Source organism: Paraliomyxa miuraensis, from assembly GCF_026337845.1.
Taxonomy (GTDB): Bacteria; Myxococcota_A; Polyangia; order Nannocystales; family Nannocystaceae; genus Paraliomyxa; species Paraliomyxa miuraensis.
The window spans coordinates 29,833-50,780 of record NZ_JAOVZF010000138.1 but is presented as its reverse complement, the minus strand read 5'-3'; the positions used below and the strand labels follow the sequence as shown (position 1 = coordinate 50,780).

At 69.4% G+C, this 20,948-nt stretch carries 20 protein-coding genes; 5 read left to right on the top strand and 15 right to left on the bottom strand.

From position 1 onward, the window contains the following. Nucleotides 1-111: 111 nt before the first annotated feature. From OEB96_RS07140 to OEB96_RS07105, 8 genes are all read right to left on the bottom strand, one after another. A complete protein-coding gene (locus OEB96_RS07140; protein ID WP_266214705.1) occupies nucleotides 112-669 on the bottom strand; it encodes a hypothetical protein in 558 nt (185 codons plus the stop codon). Then, the gene (locus tag OEB96_RS07135; protein WP_266214704.1) at nucleotides 666-956 is read right to left on the bottom strand and encodes a hypothetical protein; all 291 of its coding nucleotides are present in this window, start codon (nucleotides 954-956) and stop codon (nucleotides 666-668) included. Before OEB96_RS07135 ends, OEB96_RS07140 begins: the two co-directional genes overlap by 4 nt. A 19-nt stretch (nucleotides 957-975) precedes the next feature. After that, a complete protein-coding gene (locus OEB96_RS07130; protein WP_266214703.1) occupies nucleotides 976-2,787 on the bottom strand; it encodes an ATP-binding protein in 1,812 nt (603 codons plus the stop codon). Between the two features lie 7 nt (nucleotides 2,788-2,794). After that, nucleotides 2,795-3,751 carry a hypothetical protein gene (locus OEB96_RS07125; protein ID WP_266214702.1) on the bottom strand — a complete coding sequence of 319 codons (957 nt, stop codon included), beginning with the start codon at nucleotides 3,749-3,751 and terminating at the stop codon, nucleotides 2,795-2,797. Further along, nucleotides 3,751-4,977, bottom strand: a complete 1,227-nt coding sequence (locus OEB96_RS07120) for an ABC transporter ATP-binding protein (protein WP_266214701.1) — start codon at nucleotides 4,975-4,977, stop codon at nucleotides 3,751-3,753. Before OEB96_RS07120 ends, OEB96_RS07125 begins: the two co-directional genes overlap by 1 nt. A gap of 2 nt (nucleotides 4,978-4,979) precedes the next feature. Then, nucleotides 4,980-5,780, bottom strand: coding sequence for an ABC transporter permease (locus OEB96_RS07115; RefSeq protein ID WP_266214700.1), 801 nt, complete (start codon nucleotides 5,778-5,780; stop codon nucleotides 4,980-4,982). Between the two features lie 88 nt (nucleotides 5,781-5,868). After that, nucleotides 5,869-7,617, bottom strand: coding sequence for a phosphate ABC transporter substrate-binding/OmpA family protein (locus OEB96_RS07110; protein WP_266214699.1), 1,749 nt, complete (start codon nucleotides 7,615-7,617; stop codon nucleotides 5,869-5,871). A gap of 121 nt (nucleotides 7,618-7,738) precedes the next feature. Continuing rightward, nucleotides 7,739-8,482: a PspA/IM30 family protein gene (locus OEB96_RS07105; RefSeq protein ID WP_266214698.1), complete on the bottom strand. Its 744-nt coding sequence runs from the start codon at nucleotides 8,480-8,482 to the stop codon at nucleotides 7,739-7,741. A gap of 266 nt (nucleotides 8,483-8,748) precedes the next feature. On the opposite strand from OEB96_RS07105, the gene OEB96_RS07100 reads away from it, so the two are divergent. Continuing rightward, a complete protein-coding gene (locus OEB96_RS07100) occupies nucleotides 8,749-10,344 on the top strand; it encodes an alkaline phosphatase family protein (RefSeq protein ID WP_266214697.1) in 1,596 nt (531 codons plus the stop codon). Between the two features lie 18 nt (nucleotides 10,345-10,362). Here the strand turns inward: OEB96_RS07100 and OEB96_RS07095 are convergent, their stop codons facing one another. Continuing rightward, nucleotides 10,363-10,854: a VOC family protein gene (locus tag OEB96_RS07095; RefSeq protein WP_266214696.1), complete on the bottom strand. Its 492-nt coding sequence runs from the start codon at nucleotides 10,852-10,854 to the stop codon at nucleotides 10,363-10,365. A gap of 69 nt (nucleotides 10,855-10,923) precedes the next feature. Here OEB96_RS07095 and OEB96_RS07090 point away from each other — a divergent pair, with 69 nt between their 5' ends. Beyond that, nucleotides 10,924-11,916, top strand: a complete 993-nt coding sequence (locus tag OEB96_RS07090) for a LysR family transcriptional regulator (RefSeq protein WP_266214695.1) — start codon at nucleotides 10,924-10,926, stop codon at nucleotides 11,914-11,916. A gap of 96 nt (nucleotides 11,917-12,012) precedes the next feature. Then, entirely contained in the window at nucleotides 12,013-13,977 is a 1,965-nt protein-coding gene (locus tag OEB96_RS07085; protein ID WP_266214694.1) for a permease, read from the top strand. Here OEB96_RS07085 and OEB96_RS07080 read toward each other — a convergent pair. From OEB96_RS07080 to OEB96_RS07065, 4 genes are all read right to left on the bottom strand, one after another. Continuing rightward, on the bottom strand, nucleotides 13,966-14,487 hold the full coding sequence (locus OEB96_RS07080; protein ID WP_266214693.1) for a hypothetical protein: 522 nt from the start codon (nucleotides 14,485-14,487) through the stop codon (nucleotides 13,966-13,968). The genes OEB96_RS07085 and OEB96_RS07080 overlap by 12 nt on opposite strands. A gap of 24 nt (nucleotides 14,488-14,511) precedes the next feature. Further along, entirely contained in the window at nucleotides 14,512-14,667 is a 156-nt protein-coding gene (locus OEB96_RS07075) for a hypothetical protein (protein WP_266214692.1), read from the bottom strand. 133 nt (nucleotides 14,668-14,800) lie between these two features. After that, a complete protein-coding gene (locus tag OEB96_RS07070; protein ID WP_266214691.1) occupies nucleotides 14,801-15,994 on the bottom strand; it encodes a hypothetical protein in 1,194 nt (397 codons plus the stop codon). Nucleotide 15,995: 1 nt separating this feature from the next. Then, complete coding sequence (locus tag OEB96_RS07065) at nucleotides 15,996-17,390, bottom strand: Vgb family protein (protein WP_266214690.1); 1,395 nt, start codon at nucleotides 17,388-17,390, stop codon at nucleotides 15,996-15,998. Between the two features lie 110 nt (nucleotides 17,391-17,500). Between OEB96_RS07065 and OEB96_RS07060 the strand changes: the two genes are divergently transcribed. Next, nucleotides 17,501-17,899 (top strand): PilZ domain-containing protein, encoded by a 399-nt coding sequence (locus OEB96_RS07060; protein ID WP_266214689.1) that lies wholly within the window; start codon nucleotides 17,501-17,503, stop codon nucleotides 17,897-17,899. Nucleotides 17,900-18,060: 161 nt separating this feature from the next. Next, complete coding sequence (locus OEB96_RS07055) at nucleotides 18,061-18,414, top strand: nuclear transport factor 2 family protein (protein WP_266214688.1); 354 nt, start codon at nucleotides 18,061-18,063, stop codon at nucleotides 18,412-18,414. On the opposite strand, the gene OEB96_RS07050 is transcribed toward OEB96_RS07055, so the two are convergent. Further along, nucleotides 18,411-19,130, bottom strand: a complete 720-nt coding sequence (locus OEB96_RS07050) for a hypothetical protein (RefSeq protein WP_266214687.1) — start codon at nucleotides 19,128-19,130, stop codon at nucleotides 18,411-18,413. The two genes, OEB96_RS07055 and OEB96_RS07050, sit on opposite strands and share 4 nt — an antisense overlap. 70 nt (nucleotides 19,131-19,200) lie before the next feature. Then, on the bottom strand, nucleotides 19,201-20,925 hold the full coding sequence (locus tag OEB96_RS07045; protein WP_266214686.1) for an SBBP repeat-containing protein: 1,725 nt from the start codon (nucleotides 20,923-20,925) through the stop codon (nucleotides 19,201-19,203). Between the last annotated feature and the right edge of the window lie 23 nt (nucleotides 20,926-20,948).

Sequence of the window (20,948 nt, the reverse complement as noted above, 5' to 3'; positions counted from 1 at the left end):
CATCTTCAACTCCACGGGAGTGTCGAAGGCGGCAAGGATCTCGGGCGGGAGGTCGATGAGCTCGGAGAGGCGAGTCGGCGAGGTCCAGGCGGCAGAGATCGAGCTCGCGCCTCAGACCACGATCCCTTCCCACCGTGCCACCCACTGGGTGGGTGTGAACTCGGGAATCGGCATCGGCTCGAGCACGGGCGTTCCGTCCTGCCAAAACGACATCGGCGAGCGCTTCTCGCCCGTGCGATAGAAGTGCAGCAGGTAGGCCAGGTCGCACGCCGAGAAGTCCGAGAGCCACTGGTCGAGGTCGTGCACCCCCGCGTCGTGGAACAGCTGCAGGCTGTAGCGGCACGCGAGCACCTCGTACTCGACCAGCTCCCGCAGCTGCTCCTCGGTGGGGTTCTCGAACAGCCGGTAGCCGATCTCGCGCGCCTTCTCGCAGGTGTTCCACTGCACCGTGTGCCCGAACAGGTGCGCGATGATGAACACCGCCTCGGCCACGTCGAGATCGTGATCGACGTGGATCTCTGCTCCATCGAGATCGCCCGTGAACGGGTTGGGCACGTCGCGTATCCGTACCGGGATCCCGTAGCGTCGCTCGATGTAGGGCTCGACGGTGTCGAACACCGTGCGCAGCCGTTCATCGCTCGGTCGGCTCGATGAAGTCGGTGGGCTCACCCGCCGACCACCTTCTTCACCCGCTCGGCCGTCAGCTCGTGGAGCGTGGCCATGATGTTGAGCGCGGTCAGCTCGACCAGCAGCGTGGTGACCTTGGCGTGCTGCTCGTCGGAGAGCTCGTCCTGCACGGCCTTCATCGCCGCCACCACCGCCTCGTTCTGCTCGGCCAGCTCCGCCGCATCGATCACCCCGTCGGCGAGCGAATTGGTGAAGTGCTCGAGCTTCTGCACGTGCTCGTCGAGCGCGGGCAGATCGGTGTCCTCGTCCAGCCAGTTGATCCTCGCCATGTCGTCAGTCTCCCTCGGGTCACGAGCCGTCCACGACGGCCTTGATTTGATTGAGCCGCTCCTGCACCTTGGCGCGCCCGCCCAGGGCGGCGGTCTTGGCCTCGATGGCCGGCGGTAGGAATTCCTTGTCGGTGCACTCGATGATCGCGGCCAGCGTCTGCAGCTCGCGCTCGAGGCTCTGGGCCATGGGGATGAAGCCGTCGAGCACCGCGGCCAGGCCCTCGGCCGTGATGTGATCGTGGCCGGCGATGAGCGCGTTGCGCCACGCCCGGCCCACGATGCCCTCGATGTCCGCCCCCGAGAGCTGCCCGCGCTTGTCCTCGCCCACCGGGGGCACGTCGGCCTCGGCCAGCTTGGCGCCGACCTTGCGCGCCAGCACCACGAAGGTCTTGCGGATCTCCTGCTCGTCGGTGGGATAGAACAGCGGGATGTGCACCTCGGCCCGCCCCTGGCGCTTGAGGTCGATGGGCAGGAAGTCGGGCCGCGTGGTGAGCAGCATCCACAGGATCTTGCCGCGGTAGCGCGTGTCGCCCATCTGCCGCGCGATCATCCCGAAGATGCGGCTGCCGACCCCCGAGTCGCCGCCGGACTGTCTGTCGCCCAGCATCGCGTCGGCCTCGTCCACGATCACCATCACCGGGCCCATGCTGCGCAGCACGCCCAGCACCCGCGCCAGGTTGCCCTCGCTCTCGCCCACGTACTTGCTGCGGAAGCTCTTGAGCTCCACGCAGGGGATCCCCAGGGTGCCCGCGGCGCACTGGGCCAGGAAGCTCTTGCCCGTGCCCACTGGCCCGCACAGCAGGTACCCCATGGGCACGCTGCCCACCGCCCCGCGGTGCAAGAGCGCCGCGTCGTCTTGCAGGCGCTTCTTGGCGGCGTCGTGGCCGATGACCATGTCCAGGCCCCAGCGCGGCTCGATGAACTCGAGCAGGCCGCCGGCCTGGCGCTCGATGAGGGTCTTCTTGAGCTCGCGGAAGCGCTCGGCGTCGAGCCGGCGGCCGGCCTCGATGGTCGAGGTGACCAGCACGCGCAGGTCGGTCAGCGAGATCCCGGCGGTGAGCTCGGCCAGCTCGGGCAGGCCATAGTCGGAGAAGCTCGTGGGGTCGCGGTCGGCCGTGAGCGTCTTCAAGAACGAGAGCCGCGCCTCGGAGTCGGGCAGCGGAACGTCGAGCGTGGCCACGTGGGGGCTGCCCGCGAGCCGCTCGGAGAGCTCCGAGATCACCCCGTCGATCAGCACGAACGCGGTGTTGAGGCGCTTGACGTAGGGGCTCGCCGCCCAGTTGAGCAGCGTGACCACGTGGGTCGAGCTCTTGAGGCTCTTGTCGCCGCGGGGAGCCACGTACGAGGCATGGCCCAGCACGATGGCCACCGACAGCCGGTCCTTGGTCTCGGCCATCACGTTCTTGTGGATGAAGCGGTCGAGCACGTGCAGGACCGCGGTCGGGTCCTTGGGCAGGGTCTCGAGCGCACCGATCCTGCGCTGGGCCAGCGTGGCCATGTCCTTTTGGCGTGCGGCGTCGGGACCCGCCACCACGCGCAGGCCGGTGGACAGATCGTAGTAGAGCACCAGGTCCCAGCGCCCGAACAGCTGGGTGGCCACCAGCTCCGTGAGCGGCACGAACCGCGGCTGCCCCCCCGACTCGGCCGAGCGCACCAGGTCGTCGGTGTTGCCGTGCAGCACGAACATGCTGGTCGTGCCCGAGAAGTAGAGCTCGGCCAGGCGGCGGCCCCAGTCCGGGAACCACCCGGGCAGGCCCGACGATCCGGTGGCGGCCTCGCCTCCGGAGGTGACCGCGACGGTCTTGGCAGTGCCTGCGTGCTCGTCGGCCATGGTCTGCTCAGTGCGTGAGTTGCTCGACGCCGCCGAGGATCGACGGTGCCGTCTCGTCGACCTCGGAGCCGAGGCCGGTGATGAACGTCATCTCGCGGATGGCTTGCTCGGTGTGGGTGATGCTCTCGGCCACCGAGTCGACCTGCGTGCTGATGAAGTCGGGATCCTCGTGGCTCACCGCCATCTCCACCAGGGCCTGGATCTTGCCCTCGATGCGGTCGAGCTCGATCTCCACGAACTCGGCGTTGCGGGCGGCCTTTTGGAAGTTGTCGAGGCGGAGCTGGGCGGTGGCGAGGCTGTCGACGAGGGCGCGCATGATCTTCTCGTCGTCCCTGGCCTTCGCCTCCTCGATCTTCGCCTCGAGCTCGCCGATCTTGGCCTGCATGCCCGCCTCGTCGGTGGACTCGAGGAAGCGGCCCAGCGCCTGCTGCGACCACAGGAGCCGCACGAACGCCCACAGCATGCGGTCGAGCGCCGGAGTGGGCACCGACTCGCGCCCCGCGGCCCCGCTGTGGCCGCGCACGCCAGCCGCGATCCGCTTCATCTCGAGGCATCGGGTGAGCAGCGCCTGGAAGCGCTTGGCTCGCGCGGGGGCGAGCCCCGACAGCATCTGTCCCAGGCTCTTTTGGGCCTTGGCCGCGTTCTCGGCGGGAGCCTTGGCTGCATGCAGCTCGGCATCCACCGCCGCGCGGAACCTGGGGGCGGCCGTCAGGCCCCCCAGGTAGACGAGCTCCGCCGCGGCCACCAGCGGCAGGGCCACGTCGGGCGCACCGCTGAGCAGGGCGGCCACCACCCCGCCGCCGAACACCAGCAGGTTCCAGCGCCAGGTGAACGCCTTCTTGACGTAGTCCATCCAGCTCGGGCCGTCGTCGCTGGTGGCGACCGAGCCTCCGTTGCGGATGCTGGGCGGAGCGGGCGGAGGTCCCAGCCGGGCCGGCCCCCGATTGTTGCGCGGCCGTGCCACTAGTCGTCACCTGCCCGGGTGGAGGCCTCGAGCTTCTCGATCGTGTCGCGGATGTCGAACACGTGATCGAGGAACTCGGGGTCGCGCTGCATGTCCTTGGCCGGACGGTCGGGGAGGGGGACCGTGATCTCCCGCAGCAGGGTGCCGGGAGACGACGACAGCAGGTAGATGCGGTCGCCCAGGAACACCGCCTCCTCGATGGAGTGGGTGATGAAGAACACGGTGGCCTCGAGCTCGCGCCACAGGTCCACCAACAGGTTCTGCATGTGCATGCGGGTCGAGGGATCGAGCGCGCCGAACGGCTCGTCCATCAAGATGATGCGCGGGTGCAGGGCCAGGGTGCGCGCGATGGCCACGCGCTGCCGCATGCCGCCCGACAGCTCGTGCGGATACTTGCTCGCGTCCTTGGCCACGTCGAGCCCGACCTTGCCGATCCACTCGCGCGCTTGATCCTCGCGTTCCTTCCGAGGCATGCCGCGGCACTCGAGCCCGAACGCCACGTTCTCCAGCACCGTGCGGTGATCGAACGAGGTGTAGTCCTGGAACACCATCCCGCGATCGGCCCCCGGCCCCAGCACCGGCTTGCCCGCCACCAGCACCTCGCCGCTGGTGGGAGGGTGCTGCGGGGGGAGGCCCGCGATCATGCGAAGCACGGTGGACTTGCCGCAGCCCGACGGTCCCAGGATCGCCACGAACTCCCCGTGGTCGGGACGATCCTCGACCGTGAAGCTGATGTCCTTGATCGCGGTGAACGAGTCGGGCCCCTCGCCGTAGGTCTTGGTGACGTTCTTGAACTCGACGACCGGGACCAGCAGCAGCTCGCGCTTGGGCTTGGCCTTGGGCGCGGCGACCTCGACCTTGGGCTCGGGCTTTGCCTCGGGCTGGGACTTCGCCTCGGGCTTCGCTTCGGGTTCGGGCTTCGCCTCGGGTTCGGCCGTAGCCTCGGCTACGGCCGTAGCCTCGGGTTCGGCCGTAGCCGAGGCTTCGGGCGACGCTTCGGGTTCGGGCTTCGCCTCGGGTTCGGGCTTCGCTTCGGCCTCAGCCGTCGCCTCGGCCTCGGCCTCGGGCGGCGCTTCGGCCTCGGGCTTCGCTTCGGCTTCAGCCGTGGCCTCGGTCTCGGGCGGCGCTTCGGCTTCGGCTTCAGCCGTCGCTTCGGCTTCGGCCGTCGCTGCGGCCCCCGCCTCCGCCGTCTCCTCCGCCTGTTCTCGCTCGGCGTCGTTCCCCATCGCTACAGATCCTTCCGGTACGGGAACAGCCCGCGCTGGAACCAGGCCAGGCCGCGATCGATCACGACCGCGAGCAGCGTGATGATGAACAGGATGAGGAAGATGTGCTCGGTCTGGCCGCGACGCTGGCTCATGCGCAGCAGGAACCCCAGGCCGCTGTCGGTGTTGATGAGCTCGGCCAGCATGATGTAGCCGAACGCCAGCCCGAACAGGTGCCGCAGCTTGGTGAAGATGTTGGGTAGCGAAAGCGGCACCAGGATCTTGATGAAGATCTGCCAGGAGCTCGCCCCCAGGGTCTGCCCCGTCTCCACGTAGCGCTCGTGGATCCCGGTGACCTCGGAGGCCGCATCGGAGAACATGAACGGGAACGTGGCCAGGAAGATGAACATCACCTTCTGGCCCTCCTCGAGCCCGAACCACACCATCGTCAGCGGGATCAGGGCCGCGATCGGGATGTTGCGCCCGAACATGATGATGGGCGCCAGCGTCGACGACAGCGGTCGCCAGGCACCCGCCGCCATGCCCAGCGGCACGCCCACCAGCACCGCGAGCCCGAACCCCAGGAACACCCGCCGAAGCGTGGCGAACACGCTCTTGAGGAGCGCCCGCTCGTTGACCAGCGAGTCGAGTCCGCCGAGCACCTCGCTGGGGCTGGGCAGGATCGTGGGCGGGACCATCCGCGTCTCGACGGCATCGCCGGAGGTGGCCATGGTCCACAGCAAGAGGAGCACGAGCAACAGACCGCCGCCCAGGGCGATCTGACCCCAAAGCGGCGGCTCCTTGCGCAGGGCGAACCAGCTCACGCGGACCTCTCTTGGCTCATGGTTGGCTCACTGGCTCGTCGGCCCTCGAGGGCGCCTGCGGCGACGAAGGTCACCGCAGGCCCCGGGCTCACTGGGCGGGCGTCGCCTCGGCCGGATACACCTTGATCTCCACCCGGCGGTTCTTGGCGTGGTTTTGGGGGTCGGCCGCGTCGGCCGGGCGATCCCAGCCCACGCCGCTGGCCGTGAATTGGTTCGGCTGCAGCGACGGGAACGCCTTGACCAGCGCCTCCTTGACCGAGTTGGCACGGTTGGTCGACAGCTCCTTGACCACGTCGGCGGGGGTGCGGCCCTTCATCGACGAGTCGGTGTGACCCTCGATCACCACGCGCGCGGCTCCGTACTGGCCGGCGAGCTTGCCCACCTCCTCGATCACGAAGTCGGCGTTGGGATCGTAGCGGACCTCCTTGTCCTGGCCGTTCTCGTTCTTGATCACCATCTTCTGGAGGTCCCACGAGTTCGGGTAGAAGTGGATCACCACCGTCTTGGTGAGGATCTCCTCGCTCTCGGCCTGGATGGCCGCCGCCGTGGTGGGCGCAAAGCGAACCTCGTACTCGTTCGTCTGGCTGGCGTAGGCCGTCTCGGTGGCCAGCGACTGCAGGATCGAGAAGTCGACGATCTGGTCGAACGGCACCTTGCTGTCGACCACGCGGATCTTCTTGTAGAGGAAGAACGCGGTGTCGTAGGTGCGCTCGAAGTTGGTGGGGTTGTTCTGGTTCAGGAAGAACTCGCGGTTCTCCGCGTAGTTGGTCCAGTGGGCGTCGCCGAGCATGCCCAGGGTCTCGCTCTCGGGGATCGAGTAGCCCTCGGCCATCCACTTGGAGACCTGGACCTTGGCGTCCTGCTCCTTGAGCTTCACCATGGAGTCGAAGATCCCCCGCGTGAGGCCCGCGCAGATGTCGTGGTGGTCCTTGGCGAAGTCGGCCCGCGCGTACCACACGTCGGCGATGAGCTTGTTGGCGGTCTGGGTGCTCACGATGAGCTTGTTGCCCGGAACGTCGCTCAGGTTGTAGATGTCGGGCGCCCAGCTCACCACGCCCGCGATCGTCTTGTCGGCGTTGTAGGCCGCGGCCGCCTCGAACGCGTCGGAGGTGTACTTGAAGTTGACCTCGGCCGGCTGCACGCCCGCGTTGATGAGGGCGTTGAGGATGAAGAACTGCGAGGGCGAGTTCTGGGCCAGCACCACGGTCTGGCCGCGTAGGTCGGCCATGGTCTTGACCGAGTCGCGCACCACGATGCCGTCGCCGCCGTTGGACCAGTCGATCTGCTGGAAGATGCGCGGCATGGCCCGCGAGTCCTTCTTGAGGCCCTCGAGCAAGAGCGGCAGCATGTCCACGGTGGCCCAGCCCACGTGGATGTCGCCGGCCGCGAACGCATCGCGCATGGCCACCGGATCGTCGATGAGCACGAGCTCGACCTTGAACTCCTTGCCCTCGGGCGTCTTCCACACCTTGCCGGGCTTGAAGCCCTCGTTGGCGTGGATGATGGGCGCCCAGCCGGCCCACACGTTGATGGAGAACTTGAGCACGTCGTTCTCCATGGGCTTGTAGTCGGAGACGCCCTTGACCTCGGGCAGCCGCTCGGCGGGAACGAACGTGTACTCCTTGACGGTGGTGATGCCCTCGGGGTTGTCGGCCTCGGCGAGCTGCTTGATCTGCTCCATCTCCTCCTGGGAGAGGGTGGGCGTGTTGCCCTTGTCACCACCGGCCTTGTCTCCGCCGTCGTCGCTGCCGCCGAAGCGCCAGATGGCGAGCCCGACGAGCGCGATGACGACCGCGAAGATGGCGACGTAGAATGCTGGTTTCGGCTTGTTGGCCATGGTCTAGGAATCCTCTGCTGTCGGTCTTGGGGTGCTGGGACGGCAGGCGCCCAATGGGGGCCCAGCCTGGACCGGGTGCGGGCCAGCGGGGCCGGCGGGCCCGAGGGGGCCCCGGTGAAGGCTAGTGGGTCTGCTCTTCGGTGGGCCCGAGCTGCTTCTCGACCTCGGGGGCGTCGACGGTGGCCGGGGTCAGGAGGCCCATCTCGATCTCCATCTCGCGCAGGGCGTCCTCGGCCAGCGACTTCTCCATCGCCTCCTGGGCGTCGATCTCGGCGATGCCACGCTCGCTGAGGTCGGCCGCCACGCGCACCTTGCCGCGGTTCTTGTCGATCTTGCCCTGGATGACGTTCTCGAGCTCGCCGAAGTCGGTGGTCACGTTCACGTCGAAGCTCTCGCTGAGCTTGGCGATCTCGGCCTCGGCCTCCGACATCTTGAGCTCGGCGTCGTACTTCTCGATCTTCTCGCGGACCTCCGCGAGGGTCTTGTTGGCGTGTTTGATCTTCTTGAGGCTGTTGTTGTAGGCCTTCTCGTGCGTGGCCAGCTGTTCTTCGTTCTGCTCGAGCTGGGCCTTGGCCTTTTGCACCTCGAGCGCGAACTTGGCGGCGGTCTCGCGGTCGCCTGCCTTGAGGTAGGCCTTGGCCTGCGCCTGCAGCCGGGCGAGGTGCTGCTCGCCCTGGCGAACCTGCCGCGTGACCTTCTCGACCAGGCCGCGGTACTGCTCGAGGCCCGTACGACCTTCCTTGAGCTCCTCGACCGCCTTGTCGTACTCGTAGCGCATCTGGGCGATGGGATCGGCCTCCCAGAACACGTTGGCGAGCTTGTTGAGCTGCGCTCGGATCGATGACCAGAACTTCTTGAAGATCACGGCGAGCCTTTCGCTGAAGCGAGGGCGAGGCTAGCGCGGCGGGACGGGGGGCGTAAACCGGGGGGCTGGGACGGAGGCGGGACCCCGCTTGGCGGCCTGCGAGCCGCGTTACGACCGCTTTGGGCGGCAGGGCGCGAGCGAGCGCCAACCGCCACACGGCCCAGTCGCTCGACGACTTGGACCGTGTGGCGAATTCACGAGGCAAGTACGAGCAAGCCCGCGACCGGCTCGCGTGGCGTTAGGCTTGCTGGCCGGAAGACCGCGCCATGACCCAAGACGATCCCGAGAACCGCCGGTTGTTGACCCGCCGCCGCACCCTGCAGGGCGCCGGCGCGCTGCTCTCCACCACCGTCGCTTGTGGCGACGAGGGCCCGATGACGGGCGATGGCAGCGGAGACGGCTCTTCGGGCGAGGGCTCGGGCAGCACCGGAACGATCGATCCCCCAGACGACGGCACCACGACCTCGTGGTCCGGCACCAGCGGGCTCGACGGAACCTCCACCGACGAGGGCTCGTCGTCCTCGGAAGACAGCAGCACGGGCCCCGGCCAGCTGCCCACGACCCCCGAGGAGCTGCTGGCCAACATCGATCACATCATCGTGCTGTGCATGGAGAACCGCTCGTTCGACCACTACCTCGGCGCGCTGCAGCTCGAGGAGGGGGTGAAGGACGTCGACGGTCTCGACGGCACCGAGACCAACCCCGACCAGAACGGCACGCCGGTGGGCGTGTTCGAGATGGACAACTTCGAGCCGGTCGATCCGCCCCACGGCTGGGGGGCTTGCCACGCCCAGTGGAACGGGGGCGCCAACGATGGCTTCGTGGTCGAGCACTTCAACTCCAACGGCGACGCCGTCAAGCACGAGGCGATGGGCTATCACGTCCGCGAGCACCTGCCGGTGACCTACGCGCTGGCCGATGCCTACACGGTGTGCGACGCATGGTTCTGCTCGGTGCTCGGCCCCACATGGCCCAACCGCTGGTATCTGCACTGCGCCGACAGCTTCGGCAAGGACGACAACACTCCCCTGTTCTCGAGCGCGACGTCGATCCAGGACGTGTGCGACGACCACGACATCAGCAACATGAACTACTTCGACGGCTTGGCGGCATGGCGCTGGGGCGCGATGCCGCTGATGGGATTCTCGGGCACGGCCGGGCTCGAGGAGTTCTTCGACAAGCTGCAAGTCGGCGGCCTCGAGTCGGTGGTGATCATCGACCCCGACTTCTTGACCAACGACGACCACCCTGCGCACAACATCCAGTTCGGACAGACGCTCATCGGCACGATCTACGCCGCGCTGGCCAATTCCCAGTACTGGGAGCGAAGCCTGCTCATCATCACCTACGACGAGCACGGGGGGTTCTACGACCACGTGCCCCCGCCGACGACGGTGGACGACAACGGCCCGGAGTTTGCACAGATGGGCTTTCGCGTGCCCACGCTGGTCATCGGCCCTCACGTGCGGGCCGGCGCCATCGACCACACCGTCTTCGAGCATCCCTCGTTCCTGGCCACGGTCGCGGTGCGCTTCGGGCTGCCTCCGCTCAACGCCCGGGCTGCGGCGGCGGCCGATGTCTCGAGCTGCATCGAGCCCGCGTTCGTCGACGATCCCCAGCCGCCGATCGTGCTCCCCATGCTGCGCGTCCGCGACTCCGAGCTCCTGGCCCGGGTCGGCGACACCACCAGCCAGCCCGAGCTGATGGAGGCCGTGGGCATCCCGATGCCGCTGTCGCCCGAGCGCCGCGCCCAGCATCGCGCCATCGTGGAGCGCCTGCTGCAGACGGCGGAGCGCTACGGGGTGATCGAGCGCGAGCGAGACCTGGACCTGGCGGCGCCCGAGGGCGAGCCCGATCGGTAGGGGCGGCCCATCGCGGCGCTACTGCCGTAGCCGACCGAGCACCACCAGATCGGGCGGCCCCACGGCCAGCTCGCCGCCCTCGTAGCCCATCGCCGCCAGCTCGAGCAGGTTGCCGAAGGGATCGGTGAAGTAGATGGATGCGTGCCCGGGCGGCCCCAGGCGACGCGGGCCGTCGAGCGGCACCCCGAACGCGCCGACCCGGGCCGCGAGCGGGCCGAGGTCGTCGGGGCTCACGTCGAAGGCGAGATGGGGATGAGGCGGCAGCGGCCCACGCAGCGGCTCGCGCTGCAAGAACAGGTCGAGCTGCACGCCGCCGCAGCCCAATTGCAGGTGCAGCGGTCCATCGTCGACGTCGAGCTCGGCGGCTCGGTCCGGTCGCAGGCGCAGGAACGTCTCGCGATCGAAGCGACGCTCGAGCGCGAGCCCCAGCGCGCCGATGTAGAAGCGCTCCGCGAGCTCGAGGTCGGTCACGGGAAGGGTGAGGTGTGAGATGCCACGAATGCCCGTCATCCACGGTCGAGCGTGACGGTCAGCATCCTCGAATTCCAGTGATATCTACTCATATGAGATATTGAGCTCGTGAATCTATCCAACCTCGACCTGAACCTGCTGGTGGTGCTCGAGGCCGTGCTCGAGGAGCGCAGCGCCACGCTCGCGGCGGCACGCCTGCACCTGACGCAGTCGGCCGTGAGCAATGCGCTCGGGCGGGCGCGGGCGGTGTTCGAGGATCCGCTCGTGATCCGCAACGGTCGCGGCTTCGTGCTCACCCCGCGGGCCGAGGCCCTGCTGCCTCGCCTGCGAGGGGTGCTGGAGGAGGTCAGGAGCCTCGTGGGCAACGACGCCTCGTCACGACCCGAGACCACCACGCGATGCTTCACCATCGCATGCGCCGATGCGGTGGGGGCCGTGGTGTTCCCCCGGCTGCTGCCTCGATTCGAGGCGCGGTTCCCCAGGGCCACGCTGCGCTCGGTCACCCTCGATCGGCTCATGACCCAGGGCGGCCTCGAGCGCGCCGACATCGACCTGCTGGTCGGGATTCCCCCCGACGTACCCGCCGGGTGCGAGGCCGAGGATCTGTTCGAGGATCGCATGGTCGCGATCGTCCGTGCCGATCACCCCGAGGTGGGCCGGAGCTTGCGGCTCGAGACCTACGCCCGATTGCCCCACGCCGAGCTCGCGCTGTTCGGCGAGCCCGAAGACCGCGTGGACCGAGCGCTGGCCACCCACGGTCTTCGTCGTCACGTGCAGGTCATGGTTCCGCACATCACCACGCTGCCGCTGCTGGTGGCCGGGAGCGACCGCGTGGCGACGGTGATGGAGTGCGTGGCGCGAGCCCACGAGCCGCGCGCGGCCCTGCGGATCCTCGAGCCGCCCGTCGAGCTCGCTCCGCTGGTGGTCCGGTTGCTGTGGCACCGCCGCACGAGCGACGACGAGGGGTGCCGGCTGCTGCGAGCCCTGGTGCACGAGGCCATGCGTGGAGCACCGCTGCGAGCCCGCCGAAGGGCTGGTGCTGACCGGCCCGTGAGGCGAAGAGCCCGATCACCCGGACGCGCCGTCGCCGGCGGCGAGTAGCGGCCAATTCGGTCCGTGGCCTCGCCCCCTTGCACGTGAGGACCGGCGAGCCGTGTTACAACGCCGCCGCCCCGGGCGGGCAGCAGGAGCGCAGGCGTGTTCGGTCCGATGATGGTGACCCTGGGGGCCGTGGCCGTGGGTGCCATGCTGGCCCTGGCCACCGCGCGCGGTCACGTGGTCCTGGGCGCGCTGCGGACGTTCGCGGCGCTGGCGGTGGTGACGGCGGTGCTCGTGCAGCTGCTGCCCGAGGCGGTGCAGGAGCTGGGGGCGGTGGCGCTGGGGGTGTTCGCGGGGGCGCTGGTGCTGCCGCGCTTCGTGGCGATCCTGGGGCGGATGGTGCTGCGCAGCGCCGGGCTCTCGGTGCGGGGCGTGGGTGCAGAGCTGGGCTTCTACGGGTTCCTGCTGCACCAGTGGGCCGAGGGCCTGGCGCTGGGCACCTTCGTGGGCGATGGGCATGGCCACGGCGACCTGGTGCTGGGCATGGCCGCGCACACGATCCCGCTGACCGCGGTGTTCGTGGCGGCGACGCTCTCGGCCCGCGGGCGTCGCTCGGCATTGCGGGGGACGGGAGCCCTGCTGCTGGCCACCGCGCTCGGGTTCGCGGCGGCGGGGACGATCAGCGCCTCGGCGGTGGCGGGGATCCTTCCATGGCTGTCGGCCGCGGTCGCCGGGTTCCTGTGTCACATCCTCCTGCACGACGAGGGGCTCTCGGTGCGCCGGGCCCCGCTGGCGGGGGCGCTCGACGTGGTGGGGGGCCTGTGCGGGGTGGCGCTGCCGCTGTTGGCCGTGGGCATGCACCGTCACGCGCCGCACGAGGGACACGAGGCGCTGCTGCGGGCGCAGCTCGGCGAGACGTTCGGGCAGCTGTGGGCCGGCACCGCACCCATGCTGCTGCTGGGGTTGGTGCTCGGCGTCGCACTCCAGCAACTGGGCTCGCGGGTCGCGAGCTGGCCGTCGTCGGCGGGTGGCGTCGTGCGCCAGGGGCTGCGAGGCATCGCGATCGGAGCCCGCCTGCCGCTTTGTGCCTACGGAGTCCCGTCGCTGGCCGAGACGCTGCGCAAGCGAGGGGCGGGCCCGGCCCTGGTGGTCGCGTTCGTGGTGAGCACGCCCGAGCTCGGTCCCGCCACCGTCACCCTCACCTACTGGTTCCTCGGCACGACCTTCGTGTGGGTGAGGATCGCGGCGGCGGCGGGCGTGGCGTTCGTGGCGGCCATGCTGTTCTCACGGCTCGCCCGCACGTGGCCGGGGGGCGACGACGACGAGCCATCCGAGCCCGTGCACTCGGTGCTCGCCGGCGCTCCGTCGCCCCGGCCCGTGCGATGGTCGACCACGCTCGCGCTGTTCGACGAGCTGCTGCTGCACATCGCGCCGTGGGCCTTCGTGTGGATCGTGGCCGCGACCTACGTCAAGACCGTGATCCCGGCGGGCTCGCTCGTCGGGCTGGCCGACACGGGGGGCGACCTGCTGGTGATCGCGCTGATGGCCGTGCCCTCGTATGTGTGCGCGGCCTCGGCCACCCCGCTGGCGGCGGTGCTGCTGCTCGAGGGCATCTCGCCGGGTGCGGTGCTGGTGGGGCTCTTGGTGGGGCCGGCGACCAACCTGGCCACCATCGGCATGCTCCGTCGCGGCTACGGGGGGCGAGCGGTGGCGCTGGGACTGGCGGCGGTGCTGCTGCTCGCCGTCGCCACCGGGGCGCTGGTCAATCTGCTCGAGGTCCCCGTGCGATCGTCCGACGCGTGGGGCCACGAGGGCGAGCCTTCCGTGGCGGCGCTGGGCTCGATGGCGGTGCTGGCCGTGATGCTCCTGCGGCAGCTGTGGCGCTGGGGCACGCACCCGTGGTTCGAGATCCTCGATGCGGGCAGCCACGGGCACGGGCATGGGCACGAGCACCATCGGCCCGAGCATCCGGGGCACGAAGGCTACGAGGGCCATGCGCATGATCACGATCCCTCGGGTCGGCACCACCACGCGCACGACCACGACCACATCCCGGGGCTGCCGGGACTCGATCGCCACGAGGCGGGGCCGGAGCCGCGGACCGCTGGTTCCTCAGGGCCGTGAGCCCATCGCCGCACCGGGCGATGGAGGCACGTGGGCCGAGGGAAGCGTGGCGGGCAGCGGCGTCTCGTCGGGCTCGATCGGCTCGTGTCGCATCAGGATCTCGGCCGCATCGTCCACGTAGGCGTCGTAGACGGTCAGCACCACCAGGGCGGCTCCACGCTCCACCGCCTCCACGTAGCCCTCCGCATCGACCATCGGGACTCCGATTCGGTGCAGGCGCCGAGTCAGCACCCCGAGGCCCGCTCCGCGGGGCTCGCCCGGGAACGCCAGCGGCCCCAGGCGGGGGCCGACCGCGAGCACCGTGCCCAGCTCGGGCCCGTCGAGGAATCCGGCGTCCACCAGCACGCAGCCCAGGCCCGTGTGGTGGGCCGGGCCCCGCCGGGGATCCTCGTCGGGATCGAGGTGGCACACGGCATTGATGTGGTCCACGGCGATGCCGTGGTCGAGGAGCTCGTAGACGGCCTGCTCGGCCGCATCGGAATGGTCGAAGAGGGCGACGATGACTTTCATGTGGTTGTTGTCCTTCCTTGGCAGTCAGAGCCGCTGCACGATGATTCCGAACCATGCGAGGGCCAAGAGGCCCACGAGCACGAACACCCCGACGACGCCCGACAACAGCATCAGGCGTCGCGTCCAACGCGTCGCAGGCGGCATGTCGTAGATCCAGACGGCGGACTGTCGGTATCGCATGACGGCTCCAGGCGGTGGCCTAGCCAGCCCGTGCGTCGAGGCAAGCGCGAGCCGGCCCTTTGATGCTCCTCGCGCCGCCGCCGCCCCTCCGCTGCGGGACGAGCCGTGTGGCCCGCCGTGCGCGGGCTGCCGCTCAGGGCGGAGTTCCCAGCGGCTCGCGGGTGCAATCGACCTCGCCCCAGTCGAGGTCGGGACCCCAGTCGATCACCTCGAAGTCGCTCGGTCGAATCGACGACAGGTCATACGGATCGAGCAGCCCTTCCCACTTGGCGGTGGTGAAGCGGTCGCTGCGGGCGGTCAGCGTGATCTGCCCGCCGTCGGCCAGGAACATGCCGTGGCGCTGCAGCGCTCGCGCGACCACCCGCGCCCCGTTGCTCGGCAGCGAGTCGAGGTCGAAGTCGGCTCGCAGCCGCAGGTGCACGCCATAGGGCGGCGCCGGATCGGGGGCGCTGGTGGGCCCGGTGCTGTGGGTGGCCGGTCGCGTGTAGATGAAGTGCCGAATGTTGGCGTTGGGCAGGATGAAGCGGATCGCGTGGTCGATCTCCCCCGCGGCGACCTCGTCGGCCGAGAACAGCAGCGGGGCGATGGGAAAGCCCGCCGCGTCGGCGCTGGTGCAGCCATCGCCGCGCCCGATGTCGGGATAGACCATGCCCATGTCCCACACCGCCAGGCAGCCGCCGTAGAAGGTCCCGCCCGTGATGTTGGCGCGCCACATCTCGTAGAGCCGCTGCTCCTCGCAGTCGTAGACGATGAGGTGGCAGTCACCATCGGTGGTGCACTCGTAGCCGTCCTCGCCCTCGAGCGCGCCGCCGTCGGGCACGGGCACCGGTACCCAGTCGCAGTCGGGGGTGTAGAAGTCACCGGTGGCCTCGAACTCCAGGCGCGGGGTCGAGGCATCGGCCTCCAGCACCTCGATCGAGAAGTCGATCCGCATCTGGTCGCCGCCACCCCAGCCCGCGCCCTCGAGCCAGGTCACGATCGCCTCGGAGTTGGGGTGCACCGCGGCCGTCGAGTAGTCGGTGTACCAGGGCGAGCCGTCGGGGAAGAACTGCTCGCCGCACACCACCTGCCCCGTGTCGGTCCCGGTGTCGTCCACGGTGGTGGTCGTGGGCGCGGTGGTGGAGGTGGTGCTGGCCGTGCCGTCGGCCGACATGCTCCCGCCGCTGACGGTATCGCCGGTCGATGCCGTGCTGCTGCCGTCGGCCGACGTGGGCCCGACCGACGTGCTGGTGTCGCTGGCATCCTCGCCTCCGTCGCCCTTGCACCCGATCGCGAGGCCCATCGCCAAGAGGGCCGCCGTCGACCACGCTCGTCGTACGTCGCTCATCTCATCCCTCCGGGTTGCTCACGCTGGACAGCCCCCAGCCGGTCATGTCGCTGTAGGTATAGGGACCCGTGAGCCCGGTGAAGGTGTCGAACGCCTTGGTGACCGGGTCGATGCGGAACGCCGACGTCCCCTGATCCACCACCCACACGTAGCCATAGAAGTCGATGCTCACGCCCTTGGCGAGGCTCGACGGCAGATCGATCTGGTCGACCACGTTCATGCTGTCGCGGTCGATCGCGATCACGCCCTCGTAGCTCCACGGATAGTGGGCCATCCACATGATTCCGTTGGCGTCCTCCTGGATCCCCAGCCCGGTGATCGAGTTGTTGACGTCGAAGGTCTCGGTGACGGGATCGAAGCGCGCCACCCCGCCCGCATAGCCGGCGATCCACGGCCGTCCCAGGGTGTCCACGGTGAAGCCGTAGGGGTTGATGGAGGGCGTCATCCAGATGTCGTAGTCGTGCGTGACCGCGTCCACGCGCACCAGCTCCTGGCTGGGTCCGTCGTTGCCCGAGTCGACGAACCAGAAGTCGCCGTTGGTGTCGAACGCGGCCCCGTAGGGCCCGAAGTAGCCGATGGCGAGCTCGGGAATGGGGATCTCGGAGTCGATCACTCCGGTGTCGCCGTCGAGCACGGTGACCATCACCGTGCCCGATGCTCCCGATTGCGCCGAGGCCGTCCACACCATCTGCCCCTCCCACTCGCAGGCGGCCGGGTTGAACGTGCCAGGCGACCACGCCACCGGGCGCTGGGTGGAATAGGCCATGGGCGTGTACCAGGCGCGACACTCCTCGACGTCCCAGCCCAGCACGTTGGCCCCGCCGTTGCTGGTCTGAAGCCCCGCCATGCCGTTGCTCTCGACACAGTCGTCGTGGTTGGCGTGGATCTTGGTGATGCCGCCGTTGCGGTTGGCGATGGCCACGTCGCCCGACAGGCTCACCGAGGTGCGCGATGGATTGCCGTTGCCGGGGTGGACCAGGTAGCGGCCCTCCTCGACCAGGGTCTGGGTGTTGATCTTGCTGACGGCGTTCTGCGACGAGTTGGCGACCCAGATGTAGCTGAAGTCGACGTCACCGCCCATACCACCGCCGCAGCCACTGCCGCCGCCATCGGGAATCTGACCCACGTCGAAGGTGACCGAGATGGTGTCGGCCGAGTCGGCCGTGTCGTCCAAAGTGGTGGGACTGGTGGTGGGGGCCGTGGTCTGGCTGGCGCTGCCGGTGGCCGAGCCGGTCGTGCCCGTGCCCTCGGCCGACTCGTTGGTGCTGGGGCCGACGGAGAGCGTGATGCCCGAGGTGTCGGTGCTGGTCGTCTGCTCCTCTCCGCCGGGGCCGCAGGCCACGAGCGCAGCGGACGTAATCGACGCGAGGGCGAGGCGACCAATCGAACGAACCATGGCGTTCGACAGCGTACCGCGGTCGTGGTGGTCGGGTCGAGCCGAGGATCGGGCGAATCGTCGAGGTCGGCGTTCCCGGGAGGCGGGGAGCCGTTCTATGCTAGGGGACCGTGTCCGCTGAGGAAGATCGGCGACGTGCCAAGCGCGTGCCGGTGAGCGTCGGCTTCTCGGAGGCCGATCCTCGCACGAGCACGCCGGTGGCCAACCTCTCGTACACGGGCGTGATGGTGGTGGGCGAAGCCACGCACCCGGTGGGCTCGCACATCGAGGTGCGCTTCGTGGCGTGTCCCGAGGATCCCGTGTTGTTCGTGCACAGCGGCACCGTGGTTCGCCACCTCGAGGACGGTCTCGGGATGGGGGTCGAATTCGATCCCCTGTCACCCGAGACCGAGGCCCTGCTGCTCGACGTGCTCGAGCGCCTGCAGCGGCAGCTCACCCCGCAGACCCGCCGCCAGGCGCGTAGGTTCGACGTGCACGCGCTGCGCACCCGAGTGCTCGAGGAGGACTGACCGAGAACGGGCGCGGCCAGGCCGGAACCTCGATTCGATCGAACCAAGCATGCCCGGAAGCGGTTCACGGCCAATCCACCCGGAGGGCTGACCGTCGGCAGGGGAACGACGTTACCCTTGCGACACGAACGGGGTGCCCGGCGCCCCCAAGGAGGACACCGATGCACGATGTCGCTCGGCTCGACGCCGCTCTCAACGACCTCATCCGCCATGGCAAGGCCCTGGAGGCCTTCGAGGAGTACTACGCCGACGACGTGGTGATGATCGAGAACGACCAGGCGTTCGAGGGCAAGGAGGTCAACCGGCGGCGCGAGCAGGAGCTGTTCGGCAACATCGCCGAGGTTCACTCCGCGGGCATCGGCGCCACCGCGGTCCATGGCAACGTGAGCTTCTGCGAGCAGTTCTTCGAGGCCACCCTCAAGGACGGCACGCGCATCAAGATGGAAGAGGTCGCGGTGCGCACCTGGAGGGACGGCAAGATCGTCCGGGAGCGCTTCTACTTCAAGCAGCCCTAGCCTGGGGCCGGGGTGCCCTCGGGGTTGGCGGCGGCTCCGGGCTCCACGCCGCGCAGGAACAGCTCGACCGCGAACTTGCCCGAGACCGGGATCGGGTCACCGAGGCCCGCTGCGGTGGGGGCGAGCTTGCCTTCGAAGCGCCCGCGCAGGGTCTTGCCCTCGTAGCTCTCGAGCGTGAGGTCCACGGTGGCGCCCTTGTCGGGGTCGAGCACGTACACGCGCCGCTCGTGGACCTCGTAGCGCATGGTCATCGTGTAGGGACCGTTGGTCTTGGCGGTGGCCCCCGGGGTGGGAATCGTCAGCGGGTACTCGATCTGGTCCGGACGCAGGCCCTCGACCAGGATGCGAAAGCCGGGTCCCCCTTCCTCGCCCTCGAGCGCGCCGATGGACAGCCGGGTGACTCCGGTCTCGGGGATCGCCACGGCTCGGTTCTGGGCCACGGGCAGCCGCAGGAAGTGCACGAGCTTGCCCTCGAGGGTCACGTCGAACGAGCCGGAGGCCGAGGGCACCATGGGCCCCTTCTCGTCCTCGTCGCCGGGAGCCGGGGCCGCGTGGGGATCGTTGGGTGGCCGCGCCGTGCTCGGCACGCTGCCCGGGGGCTTGGCCGGGGTCGCCTCGGCGTTCGCGGGCCCCCCGGCGTTCGCAGCCTTCGGCGCGTCTTGGGTGCAAGCAGCCAGCAGCGCGGAGCACAGCATGATCGAGCGGAGCGACGTCATGGGTCGCAAGAGAGTAGATCGGGCGCCCGAGCTCGCCAAACGCATGCGCGGGGGCTGGTGGCCCCAGCCGCTACGGCACCCACTGCACCACGATCGTGTCGAATTGCGAGCCGCCGCCGAAGGTGTCGTCGTCGGCCCCCGGCGTCACGTTGAGGTCGCCCGAGCGGGTCTCACCGGTGGCGGCGATCCGTCCGCCAGGTCCGATGGCGACGGCACGGGCCACGTCCCAGTTGGATCCACCCACGAAGGTCGCATGCTCGAGCGTCCCGAGATCGGGCGCGAGGATGCCGACGAACGCGTCGAGATCGCCCGCGGCCGTCGCCTGGTAGGGCACGCCCGCCGTGGGGAAGTTGGCGGAGAACGTCCCCCCGCTCACGTACACGCGGCCGTCGTCGGCGACCAGGATGCCCTCGACCGCGTCGCCCACCATGCCCCCCAGATAGGTGGCGTGCTCGAGGGTGGTGCCGTCGGCCGAGAGCACCGCCACGAAGCCATCGCCGGGGTAGTTGGTGTTCTGTCCCGTGCTGCCGCCACCCGTGCCCCCGTAGGTGGGCTGGAACGCGCCGGGCGTGGTCGGCAGATCGTTCGAGGTGGTGACGATCCCCAGGTACACGCGGCCATCGGGTCCGAGCGCGAGATTGTGGGTCTCCAGGCCGTCTCCGCTCGAGCCGCCGAAGTAGGTGCCGAAGTCGAGCGATGCGCCGTCGGCCGCCACCTTGGCGATGAAGACGTCGTACCCGCCCCCGGGGCCGGCTTGCAGCGCGCCGGGGGTGTCGGGCAGGTCTGCTGCATTGGTGCCGATGATCATCACGGGTGCCTGCTCCACCGGGTCGACGCGAATGCTGGGCTCGGGGCAATCGTCGCCGGTGCCGCCGAGATAGCCGCCCCACACCACCGCAGTGCCGTCGCTGGAGATCCGGGCCGCCACGCAGTCCATGCTCGAGCGGGTGGTGTCGAACGAGCCCGCCGTCACGTGGGGGTGGTCTCGGGTCACCTGGGAGGCGGCCACGTAGACGTCGCCCATCCCATCCACCGCCACGTCGCGGATGAAGTCGCGTCCAGGGCCGCCGAAGTAGGTCAGCCACGTCAGCTCGCCGTCGGAGGTGAGCTTGGCGACGAAGCCATCTTCGGGCCCGTAGAGCCCCGAGGCGTCCTGGTCGCCCCCGAACGAGGGCTGCAGCGCACCCGGGGTGGTGGGCAGCCCATCACCCGCCCGGCCGGCCACCACCACGTCGCCGTTGGCATCGAGCTCGAGTGCGTAGGCTCGATCGTAGTTGGGGCCGCCGAAGCGGTGCGACCACAGCAGCGTGCCGGTGGCGTCGTACTTGGTCACGAACACGTCCACGTTGCCCGCGGCGCCGCCGAGGGTGGCCGGGAACCCAGCCGAGCGCGTGCCGCCGGTCACGTAGAGGTTGCCCTCGCAATCGAAGGCCACGTCGCGACCGTGTTCGAAGTCGTCGCCGCCGAGGTAGGTGACGAAGGTACTGGGCTCGGCGGCCAGGCAGGCCTCGCCGGTGTCGGTGGTCTCGGTATCGGTCGTGGCGGTGTCGGTGGTGCTGGTGGTGGTGCCGACCGTGGTGTCGGGATCGGTGGTGCTGGTGGTGCCGACCGTGGTGTCGGTGTCGGTGGTGCTGGTGGTGGTGCCGACCGTGGTGGTGTCGGAAGCGTCGGCGCTCGAGCCCTGGGTGCCGTCCTCGGTCTCGGTGCCGGGGGGATCGCTCCCGCAGGCGCCGAGCAGGGGAAGCGCGCCGAGGGCGAGCGGGAGGGCGAGCGAAAGGCCAAGGCGTATGTGCATGAATCGAGGGTAACGAAGGCGGG

What these genes read in the sequence shown, in the direction of transcription:
- OEB96_RS07135 (WP_266214704.1), bottom strand. Translation starts at nt 956, where the DNA reads ATGGCGAGGATCAACTGGCTGGACGAGGACACCGATCTGCCCGCGCTC.
- OEB96_RS07130 (WP_266214703.1), bottom strand. Translation starts at nt 2,787, where the DNA reads ATGGCCGACGAGCACGCAGGCACTGCCAAGACCGTCGCGGTCACCTCC.
- OEB96_RS07120 (WP_266214701.1), bottom strand. Translation starts at nt 4,977, where the DNA reads ATGGGGAACGACGCCGAGCGAGAACAGGCGGAGGAGACGGCGGAGGCG.
- OEB96_RS07110 (WP_266214699.1), bottom strand. Translation starts at nt 7,617, where the DNA reads ATGGCCAACAAGCCGAAACCAGCATTCTACGTCGCCATCTTCGCGGTC.
- OEB96_RS07100 (WP_266214697.1), top strand. Translation starts at nt 8,749, where the DNA reads ATGACCCAAGACGATCCCGAGAACCGCCGGTTGTTGACCCGCCGCCGC.
- OEB96_RS07095 (WP_266214696.1), bottom strand. Translation starts at nt 10,854, where the DNA reads ATGACGGGCATTCGTGGCATCTCACACCTCACCCTTCCCGTGACCGAC.
- OEB96_RS07080 (WP_266214693.1), bottom strand. Translation starts at nt 14,487, where the DNA reads ATGAAAGTCATCGTCGCCCTCTTCGACCATTCCGATGCGGCCGAGCAG.
- OEB96_RS07075 (WP_266214692.1), bottom strand. Translation starts at nt 14,667, where the DNA reads ATGCGATACCGACAGTCCGCCGTCTGGATCTACGACATGCCGCCTGCG.
- OEB96_RS07070 (WP_266214691.1), bottom strand. Translation starts at nt 15,994, where the DNA reads ATGAGCGACGTACGACGAGCGTGGTCGACGGCGGCCCTCTTGGCGATG.
- OEB96_RS07065 (WP_266214690.1), bottom strand. Translation starts at nt 17,390, where the DNA reads ATGGTTCGTTCGATTGGTCGCCTCGCCCTCGCGTCGATTACGTCCGCT.
- OEB96_RS07055 (WP_266214688.1), top strand. Translation starts at nt 18,061, where the DNA reads ATGCACGATGTCGCTCGGCTCGACGCCGCTCTCAACGACCTCATCCGC.
- OEB96_RS07050 (WP_266214687.1), bottom strand. Translation starts at nt 19,130, where the DNA reads ATGACGTCGCTCCGCTCGATCATGCTGTGCTCCGCGCTGCTGGCTGCT.
- OEB96_RS07045 (WP_266214686.1), bottom strand. Translation starts at nt 20,925, where the DNA reads ATGCACATACGCCTTGGCCTTTCGCTCGCCCTCCCGCTCGCCCTCGGC.